This window comes from Prosthecobacter sp. (assembly GCF_049294395.1).
Lineage (GTDB): Bacteria > Verrucomicrobiota > Verrucomicrobiia > Verrucomicrobiales > Verrucomicrobiaceae > Prosthecobacter.
On sequence record NZ_JBAQCR010000364.1, the window covers coordinates 39406 to 54911 of the forward strand.

13 protein-coding genes are annotated in these 15506 nt (G+C 61.1%); 9 read left to right on the forward strand and 4 right to left on the reverse strand.

The window, feature by feature from the left end; all coding sequences use genetic code 11:
- The first annotated feature begins 1 nt into the window (after nucleotide 1).
- Nucleotides 2–2320, forward strand: a complete 2319-nt coding sequence (pbpC, locus tag WAW39_RS24595) for a penicillin-binding protein 1C (protein WP_422321807.1) — start codon at nucleotides 2–4, stop codon at nucleotides 2318–2320.
- Between the two features lie 9 nt (nucleotides 2321–2329).
- Here the strand turns inward: pbpC and WAW39_RS24600 are convergent, their stop codons facing one another.
- Complete coding sequence (locus tag WAW39_RS24600) at nucleotides 2330–2803, reverse strand: methylated-DNA--[protein]-cysteine S-methyltransferase (protein ID WP_422321808.1); 474 nt, start codon at nucleotides 2801–2803, stop codon at nucleotides 2330–2332.
- A gap of 176 nt (nucleotides 2804–2979) precedes the next feature.
- On the opposite strand from WAW39_RS24600, the gene WAW39_RS24605 reads away from it, so the two are divergent.
- From WAW39_RS24605 to WAW39_RS24615, 3 genes are all read left to right on the forward strand, one after another.
- Nucleotides 2980–4437 (forward strand): AlkA N-terminal domain-containing protein, encoded by a 1458-nt coding sequence (locus WAW39_RS24605; RefSeq protein ID WP_422321836.1) that lies wholly within the window; start codon nucleotides 2980–2982, stop codon nucleotides 4435–4437.
- A 587-nt stretch (nucleotides 4438–5024) separates the two neighbouring features.
- Nucleotides 5025–5846 (forward strand): helix-turn-helix domain-containing protein, encoded by an 822-nt coding sequence (locus tag WAW39_RS24610; RefSeq protein ID WP_422321809.1) that lies wholly within the window; start codon nucleotides 5025–5027, stop codon nucleotides 5844–5846.
- 286 nt (nucleotides 5847–6132) lie between these two features.
- Nucleotides 6133–7359, forward strand: a complete 1227-nt coding sequence (locus WAW39_RS24615; RefSeq protein ID WP_422321810.1) for a Gfo/Idh/MocA family protein — start codon at nucleotides 6133–6135, stop codon at nucleotides 7357–7359.
- A gap of 71 nt (nucleotides 7360–7430) precedes the next feature.
- Here WAW39_RS24615 and WAW39_RS24620 read toward each other — a convergent pair whose 3' ends face one another.
- From WAW39_RS24620 to WAW39_RS24630, 3 genes are all read right to left on the reverse strand, one after another.
- Nucleotides 7431–8717 carry an RNA polymerase sigma factor gene (locus tag WAW39_RS24620; protein ID WP_422321811.1) on the reverse strand — a complete coding sequence of 429 codons (1287 nt, stop codon included), beginning with the start codon at nucleotides 8715–8717 and terminating at the stop codon, nucleotides 7431–7433.
- An 84-nt stretch (nucleotides 8718–8801) separates the two neighbouring features.
- Complete coding sequence (locus tag WAW39_RS24625; RefSeq protein WP_422321812.1) at nucleotides 8802–9194, reverse strand: hypothetical protein; 393 nt, start codon at nucleotides 9192–9194, stop codon at nucleotides 8802–8804.
- Nucleotides 9195–9271: 77 nt separating this feature from the next.
- Complete coding sequence (locus WAW39_RS24630; protein ID WP_422321813.1) at nucleotides 9272–10354, reverse strand: Gfo/Idh/MocA family protein; 1083 nt, start codon at nucleotides 10352–10354, stop codon at nucleotides 9272–9274.
- Between the two features lie 187 nt (nucleotides 10355–10541).
- Between WAW39_RS24630 and WAW39_RS24635 the strand changes: the two genes are divergently transcribed.
- The 5 genes from WAW39_RS24635 (at nucleotide 10542) to WAW39_RS24655 (ending at nucleotide 15496) form a co-directional block, all read left to right on the forward strand.
- On the forward strand, nucleotides 10542–11033 hold the full coding sequence (locus WAW39_RS24635; protein ID WP_422321814.1) for a GNAT family N-acetyltransferase: 492 nt from the start codon (nucleotides 10542–10544) through the stop codon (nucleotides 11031–11033).
- An 85-nt stretch (nucleotides 11034–11118) separates the two neighbouring features.
- Nucleotides 11119–12492 carry a DUF1501 domain-containing protein gene (locus WAW39_RS24640; RefSeq protein WP_422321815.1) on the forward strand — a complete coding sequence of 458 codons (1374 nt, stop codon included), beginning with the start codon at nucleotides 11119–11121 and terminating at the stop codon, nucleotides 12490–12492.
- A complete protein-coding gene (locus WAW39_RS24645; RefSeq protein WP_422321816.1) occupies nucleotides 12489–12962 on the forward strand; it encodes a DUF1549 domain-containing protein in 474 nt (157 codons plus the stop codon). Before WAW39_RS24640 ends, WAW39_RS24645 begins: the two co-directional genes overlap by 4 nt.
- Nucleotides 12940–14328 (forward strand): DUF1549 and DUF1553 domain-containing protein, encoded by a 1389-nt coding sequence (locus tag WAW39_RS24650; RefSeq protein WP_422321837.1) that lies wholly within the window; start codon nucleotides 12940–12942, stop codon nucleotides 14326–14328. The genes WAW39_RS24645 and WAW39_RS24650 overlap by 23 nt, the downstream gene beginning before the upstream one ends.
- Before the next feature lie 193 nt (nucleotides 14329–14521).
- On the forward strand, nucleotides 14522–15496 hold the full coding sequence (locus tag WAW39_RS24655; protein WP_422321817.1) for a hypothetical protein: 975 nt from the start codon (nucleotides 14522–14524) through the stop codon (nucleotides 15494–15496).
- Nucleotides 15497–15506: the final 10 nt, after the last annotated feature.

Genomic DNA, 15506 nt, shown 5'->3' on the forward strand with positions numbered 1-15506 from the left:
CATGCGTACGCTTCACCGTCTGCTGCGAATGCGTTTCCTGCGCTGGTCGGGCGCGGCACTTCTGCTGGTGGCGGTGGTCTGGCTGCTGCTGCCGCAGCCGGAGCTGTACCCACCTGAGTTTCGTTTCTCGCGCACGCTGGAGGATCGCCATGGCAGGCTGCTGCATCTCGCGCTGACGCCAGATGGCAAGTATCGCCGCTACACGCCGCTGGCAGAGATCAGCCCTGCCTTGATCGAGGCGACATTGACGCTGGAGGACCGGCATTTTTACGATCATCCGGGAGTGAATCCGCTCTCCATGCTGCGCGCGGCTTGGGGTGTGGTTTCAGGTTCGGCACGCGGCGGCGGCTCCACCATCACCATGCAGCTGGCGCGTCTGCGTTACGATCTACATACACGCACTCCCTGGGGCAAGGCGTGGCAGATGCTGCGTGCAGTGCAGATCGAAAAACACCATTCGAAAGATGATATCCTGGAGGCTTATCTCAATCAGGCACCGTATGGCGGGAATGTGGAAGGCGTGGGCGCGGCAGGCCTGCTATGGTGTGGCAAACCGGCAAAGGAACTCACCCTGCGCGAGGCCGTGGCACTCTCCGTGCTACCCCAAAGTCCAACGACTCGGCGGCCACGCACGACGGGTGACAATGCGAGCCTGGCTGCCGCTCAGCACCGGCTGTGGGATCGTTTGCGCGAAGAACGCGGCCAGCCTGCCGACCCATTGGATGCGGCGTTCACGCTACGGCAGCTGATGCCGGTGCCCCGCGAGGCTCCCCATCTGGCACGGCGATTGTTTGCCGGAAAGCCGGTGGAAGATCGCTCCAGCTCCGGGGTGCCGCTGCGCTGCACGCTGGATGTAAACCGGCAGCTAGGCGTGGAGCAGGCGGTGAATGATTACGTGCAGCGCAAGCGCGAGGTGGGCATCACCAATGCATGCGCGCTGCTGGTGCATGCGCCTTCACGCGAAGTGCTGGCCTATGTGGGTTCCAGCCGCTTTCTCGACAGCAAGATTCAAGGCCAGGTGGATGGTGTGCTGGCGCGGCGTTCGCCGGGATCAGCACTGAAGCCCTTCATCTATGCACTGGCAATGCAGCATGGGCTGATCCATCCCCACACACTGCTGCGCGACGGGCGCATGTCCTTCGGCAGCTACAACCCGGAGAATTTTGACCGCAACTTTGCCGGCCCAATCTCAGCCGGAGATGCGCTGTATCACAGCCGCAACATTCCCGCCGTCGCTCTGGCACAACAGCTGGATGCCCCCGGCCTGTACGGCTTTCTCAAAGAGGCGGGCGTGGCGCTGCCGCAGCCTGCGGAGTTTTATGGTCTTTCACTGCCGCTCGGCGGTGGAGAGGTTTCAATGGAGGAGCTTGCCGAACTCTATGCTTTGCTGGCGAGCGATGGCAGCGCTCGGCGGCTCATCTATTTCAATGCGGAGCAGGCCATGGAAGCCAAGCCGCTGCTCACTGATGAGGCACGTTATCTCACCCGCGAGATGCTGCGCACACGTGAAGGCGAGCTTGTGATGGATGACCCGGCAGTCACATGGAAGACAGGCACCTCACATGGATTTCGCGATGCCTGGGCCGCTGGCATGCGTGGCGACTATGTGCTCGTGGTCTGGATCGGCAATTTCAATGGCAAGGCCAATCCCGCCTTCATCGCCCGCGAGTGCGCCGCACCACTGCTGTTTGAAACGTTCCGGCATCTGCGCCTGCCAATGAAGCGAGAAAAGCCGCCTGCGGGTGTCTCGCAGGTGGAACTGTGCGCGGTCTCCGGGCAGCTGCCCACACCTCACTGCCAGCATCGTGTGCAGGGTGGCTTCATTCCCGGTGTGTCACCCATCACGCCTTGCGACATCCATCGCGAAGTCCTGATCGATGCCGCCAGCGGACTGCGCGTGGCGCGTGATGATGGCAAGCGTGCGCTGAAACACGAGGTCTTCGAATTCTGGCCGCCGGACCTGCTGGAGATGTTCAAGCTGGCTGGTGTGCCGCGCAAAACACCGCCACCATTGGAAGCGAACGCCGAATCACTTGTCGCGGCCGATGCAGGCGCTGTGCCGAAGATTGTTTCACCACGTGCCGCCTTGGTGTACACCCTGCAAGCCTCCGATGCAGCACGGCAGAAAATCCCACTCCGTGCAGATACCGCTCCCGGCGTGAACCGCGTCTTCTGGTTTGCCGGACCGCGTTTTCTCGGGGCCAGTGACCCAGCCACGCCAATCATGTGGGCCGCCGCCGCCGGCAAATGGCGCGTGCATGTACTGGATGATCAAGGCCGCAGCGCTGCGGTGGAGGTGCGCGTGGAGATGGTGCCGTGAGGTTCGCAGCTATTGCAGGAAAAAATCTTTCGTCTCCAGCTTCAGCAAAAACGCCTTTGCTTCCATGCCCCCCGCAAACCCAGTCAGCTTGCCATTGGAGCCGATCACCCGATGGCAGGGCGCGATGATCGAGATGGGGTTCTTGCCATTGGCCGCACCCACGGCGCGCACAGCACTGGGATTTCCAATCTGCTCCGCGATCTGCGCATAGCTCCGCGTCTCTCCAAAGGGAATGGTCAGCAACGCCTGCCAGACCTTTTTTTGAAACTCAGTGCCGTTGAAATCGAGCTTCAGTGAAAACGTCTCGCGCTTGCCTGCGAAGTAATCCTGCAGCTGCCGCTCCGCCTCCAGCAGCACCGGATGCTTGGTGTCTTTATGCAGCGGGCTGAGGCGCACGCGTTTCGGATCATCGTTTTCCCATAGCACCGCCGCCAGTGCGTGATCATTCGCCACGAGCGTGAGCAGGCCCACCGGAGATGTCATGGTTTTATAGAAATAACTGTGGGATGTCATATCAGTGCGGTTTTCGTTCGGGCAGATCATGGCTCACACTGGCAACGGCTGCTGGCCATTTTCGGACATGAAGATAAAATAACCTCATGTCCGAAAACGGCGAGTCCAGAAGGCCTGCATGGACTAGCCTGCTGCACCCCATGAACCTGATCGATGACCATGCCGCCTACACCGCGCTGAAATCCCGTGACTCACGCTTTGACGGCGTGTTTTTCGTGGGCGTCACCTCCACGGGCATCTACTGCCGTCCCATCTGTCCGGTGAAAGTGCCAAAACGGGAGAACTGCCTCTTCTTTGAAAGTGCAGGCGCTGCGGAGAAGGCAGCTTTCCGCCCCTGCCTGCGCTGCCGGCCAGAACTGGCCCCCGGGCATGCTCCGGTGGACCACGCGCATCGGCTGGCAGATTTGATCATGCTCCGCATAGACGAGGGAGTCGCGGATGAAGGTGCAGGTTTGGAAGAGATCGCCGCTGAGTTAGACCTCAGCTCGCGCCAGTTGCGGCGCATCGTGCAGAAGGAACTCGGCGTTTCGCCCATTGAACTGATCCAGACCCGCCGTCTGCTTTTGGCCAAACAGCTTCTGACTGACACTCGACTGCCGGTGATCGAGATCGCGTTTGCCAGCGGCTTTTCCAGCCTGCGCCGGTTCAATGACGCCTTCAGCCGCCATTACCGCATGCCGCCCACCCGCCTGCGCAAAGAGGCAGCCGCGAATCCGGGCAAGATGCACGCCACCGACACCTCCACGCTGCAGCTCGGCTACCGCCCGCCCTATGACTGGCAGAGCATGCTCAAATTTCTCGCCGCACGCACGATCCGCGAGGTGGAGTTCGTCGCCGACGGCACCTATTCACGCACCGTGCGTCTCGGCAACCACACCGGCTGGATCAAAGTGTCGAACACGCCGGAAAAGAATGCCCTGCAGGTGGAGTTCACTCATTCACTCACGCCTGTCCTGCCAGCGCTGCTGGGTCGGCTGCGCCACATGTTTGATCTCGCCGCCCGTCCCGATATCATCGCCACGCATTTGATGCTGGATGCCACTTTGAGAAAAAGCGTTTCGCAAAATCCCGGACTGCGTGTGCCGGGTGCGTTCGATGGTTTTGAACTGGCCGTGCGCGCCATCCTGGGCCAGCAGATCACCGTACAGGCAGCGACGAAGATCGCCTGCCGTTATGCCGAAGCCTTCGGTGAGAAAATCGAGACTCCGTTTCCCGAGCTTACTCGCCTGACACCCCAGGCTCACCATGTCTCCCGTGCGAGCCTCGATGACATCGCCCGCCTCGGCATCATCCGCACCCGCTCCGCCTGCATCCTCACTCTGGCCAAAGGTTTCCACTCCGGCTGCCTCAAGCTCGCCCCCGGCTCCCATCCCGAAACCGCCATTGCTCAACTGGTAGCCCTTCCCGGCATCGGCCCCTGGACCGCGCATTACATCGCCATGCGTGCCCTGCGCTGGCCGGATGCTTTTCCCAAAGAAGACATCGCCGTGCGCAACAACCTGGGAGGCGTCACCGCAAAGCAGGCTGAGGAACTGTCCCAGCCCTGGCGTCCGTGGCGGAGCTATGCCGTGATGCATGTGTGGAACAACCCAGCAGCAAAATGAACTTCAGCTTCATTGGCGCTCATACATTGCACGCTCTCTGCTATGTTCATCTCTGCCTAGCGTGGCCCGAATAGCACGCTTGGCGAGCCCCGATGGAAGAACTCATTTTTAAAACCGATCCCGCTTTCTTGGAAATACTATGGGCAACACCTCAAGAAACGCTGCGCCTGCTCTGCCCCGTGTGCGGTGGGGACGTATTGTTTGCGCCAGACTGGAAGCGTGCCCGTGAGCTCACCATTCATCCGGGGGCGTATTGCACGGTGGACCGTCGGCACCTGACGGTGATGTTTGACATGGCACCTGAGCAGCGCCGAAGACCATCGGGCTCACCTGCCTGATGCCGGGCGTGAATGGAATGGCGTTCAGCCAGCAAACCTTGGCCTCAGGGTTCCGGTCGCATAGGGTCATAACGGACTGAACCACACAGCAATATCCACGCACCCGGCACAAGGAACAGTCAGTACTACTGGAAACCACTATGCCAAAATTGCGGTCGTACACGACGGCACGTACCGTATCGGACGACAATATCGCAAATTCTGCGGGAGGGCATCATAGCAGCCGTGAACACAAACCACGAACGCGCTATGAACACCACCTCAACTGCCCACACCTCCCCCCGCCAACGTTTCATCCAAAACCTCGCGGAGAGCGAACTGTTCCAGCATTATCAAAAAGCCTTCCACACGCTGACCAGCCTGCCCCTGAGTCTGGAAGCCACCAAGGATGACTCTCCCATCGACAGCATCATCACACGAAAGGGCGTGGCCGGTGTGGTGGAAACGCAGGTTCCGGTGCGCGTGGGAAAAAACACCATCGCCATCATGCTCACTGGCGCCGTGCGCCTCCAGCCTGCCAATGCCGAAAACTTCGCCCCCGTGGCCAAGGCTCTCTTGGATGACAACCGCACCGCTGCAGAAATCCGTGGTGCCAAGATACACTTTGAACACGCCCCCGTCATGGAGCCCGCACGCTATGAGGCCGCCGTGGCCATCCTGCAGTCCTTTGCTCTTCAGCTGGGAGACAGCGCGCACCGCATGCTGTTTGCCACCGCCACGCATGAGCCCGAAGCCGTGCGCAATGCCAAGACCTTCATCCACGCCCATCTGGCCGAGCCGATGTCCCTTGAAGCCGTGGCCAGCGCGGTGAACGTGAGCCCCTTCCACTTCTGCAAGCTCTTCAAGCGCGCCACCGGCCTGACCTTCACGGACTTCGTGAACCGCGCCCGCGTGGAAAAGGCCAAGCGCATGCTCATGAAGCCGGCAGCCCGCATCACCGAAGTGGCCTATGACGTGGGCTTCCAGAGCCTGTCCCACTTCAACCGCAGCTTCCGCCGCATCGCTGATGAATCCCCCACGGAATTCCGCAGCCGCATGAAGCACAGCGGTCCGGCCCTGATGGCCGCATAACCCTTTGTCGCCATGCGCACCGCTCTGCGGTGTTTCGACGACAATTGCCCCGGAGAGGCCGCCTGAGCGCGTTGGGCTACCCTCTCCGGGGTTTTTTGTGCCCGGATGGGGAGGTGGCTGGCCAGAACGTGGAAGAGGGGATCATAGGCATGGAGGAAACAGGATTCCCCCCTCATGTTCTCCACCCGGCGCGCGGATGCACTTGACCCTCCGCACCCTCTGCGCACACTCGCGTTTCACTCTTCCCAACCCTGAACCGAGAACCTAGAACCCCGAAAATTTGTTTATGAGCCGGAAAATTCGTTATGGCATGATCGGCGGCGGACGCGGCGCCTTCATTGGCGGCGTTCATCGCATTGCAGCATCGATCGATCAGCAGATTGAACTCGTCTGCGGCGCTTTTTCCTCGGACCCCCAGCGCTCCAAGGACAGCGGTGCCGATTTCTTCCTGCCCGCCGAGCGCTGCTACGCCAACTACGAAGAGATGATCCGCACCGAGGCCGCCCTCCCTGCGGACAAGCGCATGGACTTCGTCTCCATCGTCACGCCGAACCACCTGCACTTCCCTGCCGCCAAAGCCGCGCTGGAGGCCGGCTTCCACGTGCTCTCCGACAAGCCCGCCACCTTCAACCTCGCCCAAGCCAAGGAACTGGCGGAGATCGTGAAGGCCACCGGCAAGCTCTACGGCGTGACCTACAACTACACCGGCTACCCGCTCATGCGCCAGGCCCGGCAGATGATCGAAGAAGGCAAGCTCGGCGAGATCCGCAAAGTCGTCGTCGAATACCCGCAGGGCTGGCTGGCCACCATGCTGGAAAACACCGGGCAGAAGCAGGCCTCCTGGCGCGTGGACCCCGCCATCTGCGGCGCCGCCGGCTGCATGGGGGACATCGGCACGCATGCGATCAACCTCGCCGAATACGTCACCGGTTTGCACATCAAGGAACTTGCCGCCGACCTCACCATCTTCCTGGCCAAGGAAGGTCGCCGTCTGGAAGACGATGGCAACGTGCTGCTGCGCTTCACCAACGGTGCCAAAGGTGTGCTGCACTCCAGCCAGATCAGCATCGGCTGTGAGAACAATCTCAGCCTGCGCGTCTATGGCTCCCTCGGCGGCATCGAGTGGTCCCAGCTCGATCCGAACACGATGATCGTCACCTCCCTGGACAAGCCCAAGCAGATCTACCGCACCGGCCTCGGCTACCTCGGCAGCGCCGCCGCCGCCGCCACCCGCACACCCTCCGGCCATCCCGAAGGCTATCTGGAAGGCTTTGCGAACATCTACCGCAACTTTGCCAACCACGTGCGCGCCGTCATCAACGGCACCACCCCCAACCCGCTGGACATGGACTACCCGACCATCGAAGAAGGCGTGGCCGGCATGGCCTTCATCGAGGCCGTCGTCGCCTCTTCCGCGAACAACGCCGCCTGGACTCCGCTGGACTACACCCCGACCACACGCGGGAAATACGGCGATGCCACGCTGAGCAGCGACCGCGGCGGGCTCTCGTAAGTGCAGGTCTGAAAGCTGAAATCATGAGGCGATGCCGGTGTGAGCTGGCATCGCTTTTTTTTGCACATGCCTCACTCATCCGTTTCCGCCGGCACTGCGGCTGGTGCAGGCTTGGGCAGCACGCTCACCCCGTTGCTGGTGCGTTCGAGGTCGGGATCGAAGGCGAACTCAAAAATGGCATCGTCAAGAGTGTTGAGCACCCATTCCTGCATGAGCTCTTCATCCTCCGAAACCGCAGCCTCCAGCCAGGCGCGGCTTTTGGCATCATCGAGCAGGTTGAAATTCATGGTCACCATGCCGCGCTCTCCCTTGGCGGGCAGAGCCGCGATACGCTCTTCAAAGCGCGACTGAAAGTCCGGCGCACTCAGCACGGCGATGAAACGATCCATGAGCTGATTGAGCTCCTTGCTCTTCTTCAACTGCTCTGCTGACATGCCGGCGTGGCGTTTCAAGATGGCGTCCACCCTTTGCCTTGTCTTTGCGGACACCGGTGCAGGCCGGTAATGGCGTGGGCTTGCAGCAGGCTGCGTCGGGCCCACCGCAGCCTGCTGGACCTGCACCGGCGGTTTTGCGGGAGCCATCTGCGGGCGCGGATTCTTCACTGGCCATTGTTGAATTGCCAAGGGCACGGTGAGGACCGCAGCAGCCGTGGCGGCAAGCAGGATTTTGGTGGTGGTGCTCATGGTGATGAGGGCGGTGGAAGTGATGGCCGAGGTCGAAGCCGTGCTGCCAGCACCGGCACCACTGAGGGCAAGTTTACCGAGGGAATGAAGAAGCGATGCGGGCGATGCCTGCGCGCTTTGAGCGCCTAGCAGCACTGCCAGGCCCGCGCCGCAGATCACCCCCTGGCTGCGCAAGCGCACACGCAACTCGCTAACTCCCGCTTCAAGCTGGCGCGACACGGTGGACTGGCTCACTCCCATGTGCAGGGCCAGTTCCTGCTGTGCGCGGCCTTCAAGGAAATGCGCCACCAGCAGTTCCCGCAGCGCAGCTGGGAGATCATTCAGCGCGGCATCGATCTGCGGCTCCAGATCTTCCCATGCTGCTTCGAAATTGTCCGACTGCAGTTCCGCGGCTGCCTGCTGCTCATTCCGCCTGCGGCGCGATTCCCCCCTGGTCATGTTGCACGCCTTGCGCCAGGCCACGCGGTGCAGCCACGCCGCCACAGACTGCACTGTGTCCTGCCCGCTGCGCGCCAGTTCGAGAAACGTTTCCTGCGCCACGTCCTCAGCCAGCGCAGCGTCTCCCGTCACCCGCTTCGCCGTGGCAAAGACCATGCCCGCATGCTCCCGCACCAGCACTCCGAATGCAGCCGCATCGCCATGGCGATGGTAGCGTGAGAGCAGATGCGAGTCCATGATGCTGTGTGCAGAGAAGACACCTCCGATGTGTGACTTATGCAGCCAATTGGATTTTTTCTGGGAGAATTCGCGCCCAAAGGGTCACGAAGATGGCAGAGCCACCGGTTTCATCTTCGTGAGCTGATAGCCGGAAAAGTCCAGGGGATCGGGATGATCCGAGGAAGACATCTGCACCGTGAATCTCGTTCCAGTTTCATTCGCTCCGATGATCACTCCTTCCTTTCCTGCATGAGATCCCATGCTCAAGCGAACCTGATCACCTATCCTGCAGCGGCCCCTTCGGTCTGTATACTGTATCCAGAAGAAAAGCCCGGCCAACGGTGCCATCATTGCCGTCGCGAAGATCCAGTTTCCCAAGGCCAAATTTAAGACAGCCGCCACGATGTAGGCCAGGAGCAGCATCTCAATAAGCCCCGACGGGGCAAAGCCCGCCGCCTTTCGATGACGTGGTAGAAGAGGCGTCAGCTTTTTCATGACTCAGATCATCTCAAAACAAAACGGGGAGAACAAGCCTGCGCTCGTTCTCCCCGCTTTGACAAATCACTCAATACTCAGATCGCCACGGGCTTGCCGTTCTTGGCGGAGGCGTAGATCGCGTCGATCACCTGCATCAGGCGCAGAGCCTGCTCGGGGGTGTTCAGGGCGGCAGCCTTGCCTTCAATGGCCTCGATGAAGTTCGTGGCGGAACCGATGCGGCCCATGTCTTCACAGGCTGGCACGGTGATGCTGCGGTTCACGCTGTTGCCGTTTTCCTGCACGTAGAGCTCGCAGGTGTCGATGGCGGTGTTGTCCAGACCATCGATGCCGAAGAGACGCTCCACCTTGCCACCGGCCTTGGTGCCCTGGAAGACCACGGAGACTTCCTCGCGCTTGATCATCTCCGCCCAGGAGACCTGAAGGCTGAGCACCTGTCCGGTCTTGAAGGTCACGAAACCGTGCGCGGCGTTTTCCACATCGGTGGTGCCGCCCACGCGGTCCGGAATGCCCCAGGGGCCCTTAAACTGCTTGTCCTGAATGAAGTCCGTAAAGACCTGTCCCATCACGTGGGCAGGCTCAGGGTAGCCCATGAAATACATGGCCAGATCCACCATGTGAAGCAGGTCGATGAGCGCTCCACCACCGGCCAGTTCCTTGGTGGTGAACCAGCCGCCAAAGCCGGGAATGCCCGTGCGGCGAATCCACTTGGCCTGCGCGGAGTTGATCTTGCCCACCACGCCGTCCTTGATGTACTTCATCATCGCCTGGGACTCAGGACGCGCGCGGTTGTTGAAGTTGAAGAGCACCTTCTTGCCGGCCTTCTCCGCAGCAGCGATGATTTCCTTCACTTCTTTCGCATTCAGCGCCGGCGGCTTCTCGGAGAAGACGTGCTTGCCGGCCTTGAGGCACTGGATGGCGAGCGGCTTGTGAAATTTATTCGGGACGATGACGCTCACTGCCTTGATCTCCGGGCTACCCTTCAGCATGGCTTCCACAGATTCATACGATGTGGCGATGCCATACTTCTCCGCCGCCCTGGCTGCTGCTCCGGGGGCCGCATCGGCCACGGCCACGATCTCCGCGCCAGCCTGGCGGAACCCCGCCGCGTGATACTGCAACATGCCGCCTGCTCCGATAACTCCGACTTTGATGGCCATAAATAAATGTGTTCGTTAAGTGATTGGTGAATTCTGACTGAAGGTCGCGAGAATGGAGATTCCCCGCCACCGAGTCAAGATTTGAAAACAGAGCGGGCTGATCGCCACCGCACCAACCCTGCAAGCCGGAGGCTTGCGCTACGCCGCCGCACCTGCCATTCGTCCTGCACCTACAGCTTCCTGCCTCATGTCCGCCACCCTCCGCCCTGCCACCGTTGAAGACCTCCCGGCCATCAACGCCATTTACAACCACTACGTGGAGCACAGCACCTGCACCTATCAAACGGTGCCCAGTACGGCCCAGGAACGGCAGGACTGGTTTGACGCGCACGGCCCGGAGCATCCCGTGATCGTGGCCGAGGAAGATGGAATCGTCATCGGCTGGGGTTCGCTCAGCCGCTTCCATCCGCGCCAGGCCTACTGCCACAGCGTGGAGGACTCCGTCTATCTACACCACGAGCATCAGGGCAAAGGCCTCGGCTCCCTGCTGCTCGGAGAACTCATTGAACTCGCCAAAAAAATCGGTCATCACACCGTTCTCGGCGGCATCGATGCGGATCAAGCGGGCAGCATCGCCCTGCATGCCAAATTCGGTTTCGTCAAAGTCTCCCATCTCAAGGAAGTAGGCCACAAGCACGGCCGCTGGCTGGATGTGCTGTGGATGCAGAAGATGCTGTAGCTGCTCACGAAGCCGTACGCATTCCGTAGTCTTGACGTTTCCAAGCAACCCGCTAGAACGGGCCCACTGCCAACGTCTTCACGCCATGCCCAGCGACCTCGCTCCCCTGTCCCGCCGCCGCTTCCTCAGCAGCACGGCCATGGGCTTGTCCAGCGTAGCCCTGTCGGATCTGCTGGCGGATTCGCGCCCGCATTTCCCGGCAAAGGCGAAGCGGGTGATCTGGCTCTTCATGCACGGCGGACCGAGCCACGTGGATCTGTTTGACCCGAAGCCCGAGCTCATCCGCCAAGCAGGCAAACCTTTGCCAGACAGCTACGGAGCCGTCGAGACACGTCGCAAGGTCGCGCAGAATCCGCTGCTCGCACCGGTGAAGCCCTTCCGCAAGTACGGCCAGAGCGGCATCGAGGTCAGCGACTTTCTCCCGCACATGGCGGAACTGGCAGACGAGATGTGCGTCATCCGCAGCTGCCATGGCGACAGCGTGAATCATCCGCAGTCCGTCTATCAGATGAACACGGGATCCATCCAGATGGGCAAGCCGAGCATGGGAAGCTGGGTGTCGTATGGCCTTGGCTCTGAAAACGCCGACATGCCCGCCTTCGTAGTCATGCCTGATCCCGGCGGCGGCTTGAAGGGCGGACCACCCGCGTGGGGCAGCGGCTACCTGCCGGCCACCTATCAGGGCACGACCATGCGTGCGGGCGGCAGTCCCATCTTGGATCTGCAAGGACCGCACAGCAGCGCACGCCAGCGCGCCACGCTGGATCTCATCCAGCAGATGAATGCGCAGCATCTTGCCAATCACGCCGCCGACAGCGAGCTCGACGCCCGCATCCGCAGCTACGAGCTCGCCTTCCGCATGCAAAGCGCAGCACCGGAGGCGGTGGACATCTCACACGAAACCGAGGCCACGAAAATACTCTATGGTATCGATGACGCCACCACGAAAGAATTCGGCACCCGCTGCCTGCTGGCACGGCGCATGATCGAGCGCGGCGTACGCTTTGTGCAGCTCTACTCTGGCGATACGAATGGCTTGGACGCGCACGAAAACGTGCTCAAGAACCACACCGACTACTGCGCCCTCACCGACAAGCCCGTGGCCGGCCTGCTGCGCGATCTCAAACAGCGCGGCCTGCTTGAAGACACGCTTGTCATCTGGGGCGGCGAATTTGGCCGCATGCCCATGAGCGAAAAAGGCGTGGGTCGTGATCACAACCCCTGGGGCTTCACCACGGTGCTCATGGGTGCCGGTGTGAAGCATGGCCACATCCACGGTGCCACGGATGAATTCGGCCTGCGCGCCGCGCAGGACAAAGTCCACATCCACGATCTCCACGCCACCATCCTGCACCTTCTCGGCATCGATCATGAGCGCCTCACCTTCCGCCTCAACGGTCTCGATCAACGCCTCACCGGCGTGGAAGGCAGCGGTGTCGTCAAAGGCATCCTCTCATGAATAAGATGGATGAGATCAAAGGAGCACAAGAGCAGAGCATTTCCAAAAGCTCTGCCCCCTCTGCCTCTCTGCCCCTCTGCGGCAAATCCGAACGTCCTCAGCGTCTCTTCATTGCCCTCGCTTTAAGTCTCTTCTTCGTCCCCCTCTGCACCCACGCTGTCTCCATTCACGCCTCCGCCGATCCCGTGAAGGATGAGCCAAAGATCACCGCGAAGGATCAAGAGCACTGGGCTTTCAAACCCCTGCAAACCACACCCGGCAAAACAGGCATCGACGATCTCGCCAAGCCTGCATCGCCGCCCGCAGATCCCGCCACACTCATCCGCCGCATCACATTCGATCTCACCGGCCTGCCCCCCACTCCCGAGGAAGTCGCAGCTTTTTCGAAAGCTTGCATCCAGCATCCAGCATCCAGAATCAAGCATCGAGCAACTAGTCGACCGCCTGCTGGCTTCTCCCCGCTACGGTGAGCACTGGGCCCAATGGTGGCTCGACCTCGCACGCTACGCGGACACCGATGGCTTCGAATACGACGCCGAACGCAACCGTGCCTGGCAATACCGCGACTGGGTCATCGACGCACTCAATCGCGACATGCCGTTCGATGCCTTCGTGCAGCATCAGATCGCAGGAGATTTGATGGGAGACGAAACCGCCACCGGCTTCCTCTTCTCCTGCCCGGACATGCCGGACCTCAACAATCAAAACGAGCGCCGCCACGTCCTGCTCAATGACATCGCCACCACCGTCGGTGCCGTGGGCCTTGGCCTGACCGTCGGCTGCGCCCAGTGCCATGATCATCCCTACGATCCCATCAGCCAGGCCGACTTCTACCGCCTGCGCGCCTTCTTCGACAACACCGTGCTGACCAAAAACAGCAAGCCCCTCGGCCCCGCCGTCCGCATCTTCACTGAAGGCATCCCCGCCAGCACCGTCTTCGTGCGTGGTGATTTCAAACGTCCCGGCCCCGAAATTCAGCCCGCCATTCCCCGCGTCTTTGGTGTTTCACCACCCAAGGCCGACCGAGCCGCACTCGCGCAATGGCTCGCCAGCAAAGACAATCCCCTTTTTCTCCGCACCATGGCCAACCGCCTCTGGCAGCAGCACTTTGGCAAACCACTCGCCGCCATTCCCGGGGATCTCGGTCATCAGGGTGAAGCCCCCACGAATCCTGCCCTGCTCGACTGGCTGGCCGCTGAACTGCCGCGCCAAAACTGGAGTCTCAAACGCCTGCACAAGGCCATCGTGATGTCACGAACCTATCGGCAGAAGACCTCCGCTCCAACGCGTCTCACCGGAGAAATGCTGCGCGATGCCATGCTCAGCGTCAGCGGCCAGCTCAATCTCAAAACCGGCGGCCCCGGCGTGAAACTGCCCCTGCCCAAGGAGATCGGCAGCACCCTGATCAAGAGCCAGGCTGAAGCCTCCAAGGACGTGACCGAGCACACCCGCCGCAGCATCTACACCTTCGCCCGGCGCAATCTGCGCCACCCGCTCTTCGAGCTTTTTGACCGCCCGGATGCCCAGATCTCCTGCGCCCGCCGCAGTGACTCCACCACCGCGCCACAGGCCCTCATGCTGCTCAATTCCGAGTTCGCCCACAGCATCGCCGTAAAGATCGCCACGCAATTGAACGAACAGCACGGCTCCGATCCCACCGCCCTCATCACCGCCGCCACCCTGCGCTGCCTCTCACGCCAGCCCACGTCGCAAGAGATCGAGATCGGCCAGAAATTCCTGCTCCAACAAACATCCCTCACTCCTGGCTTTCGTGAGGCTTTGTCAGATTACTGCCTTGCCCTGCTGAACTCCAACGAGTTTGTGTACGTGGACTGATCAATGCACGAACCACCCGGCAGGAAAGCGGCGCGTTCATTATCAGGAGTTTCCGCCAGCCGCCCTGCTACAAAGGCATTTGCCCTAGAATTGGAGTAGCGCATAACATGACGCATTTTATAAATACCGTATTGAATCAAGCCACTTGAATGACAGGTCTGCTGGTGGATCTTAGCAATTCCCAGCGAACCTCATGCCAAAACTCGACATCAGCCCCTACCCCGACACCCCCACGGCACGGTCGGAGCTGGTCGAATTTCTGAACCGGCAGCTACCCCCGCAAAACGGCCACAGCTGGGAGCAGCGCCTGCGCCACTGGTGGGATGAAAACCCCGCCGCAGCAATCAACCCTGAACGCGGGCGCTGGGCACATGCGGAAGGGCGCTTGGTGGCCTACGGCGGATCCATCCCCGCCCTGCATGTCTGGCAGGAGCGGATCTGTCAGACCGTGTACGCCACCACCTTCTGCGTAGACGAGCACTTCCCCAAAGCAGCGGCACTCGTCTTCCTGCAGCAGCGCGAGGTCGCGGAGCAGCAGATGATCACCCACACCACCCCCAGCCCCCGTGTTCAGGAGGCTCTGTTCAAGATGGGAGCACGCGCGGAGCAGACTGTGACACGTCGCTTCTTCCCTGCTGGACTCGCTTCACATGTGTATGGACACTCTTGGTGGCCCTCCCTGCCTTCGAACAAGCGCGTGGTAACTGATCCCGCCCAAGTCACTTCCATCGCACGCCCCTACCAGCGCGCAGATCGCATTGAGAAATGGATCACCCCCGATTACCTGCGGTGGTTTTGCAGCGCCCCCACGCGCAAGCATCATTTCCTCGGCCTTGTCGATGCTGCGGGTGTGCTCAGCTCCTACCTCCTCGTCACCCCCCGGCCTGTACGTGGCATGCGAAGTTGGGATGTGCTGGAAAGTTTCACCACCCAAGGGGACAAATCTGAACTTTACGCCCTGATAGGCCTCCTCGTCAAAGAGCCCGGCCTGCTCCCCGGCGGTGCCGTCCTCGTCACCGCCGCCGCCTTCCCAGACGACCTCACCTGGGATCCGCCCCCCGCCATCCTCTCCCGCAACCAGCACGTCTGTCACTTCTTCCTTTTACCCGAACCCCTCCGTCAGGCCCCCAAGCATACCATCATGGCTGAGGGTGATCTGGGCTTGTGAGCGGTCTTTA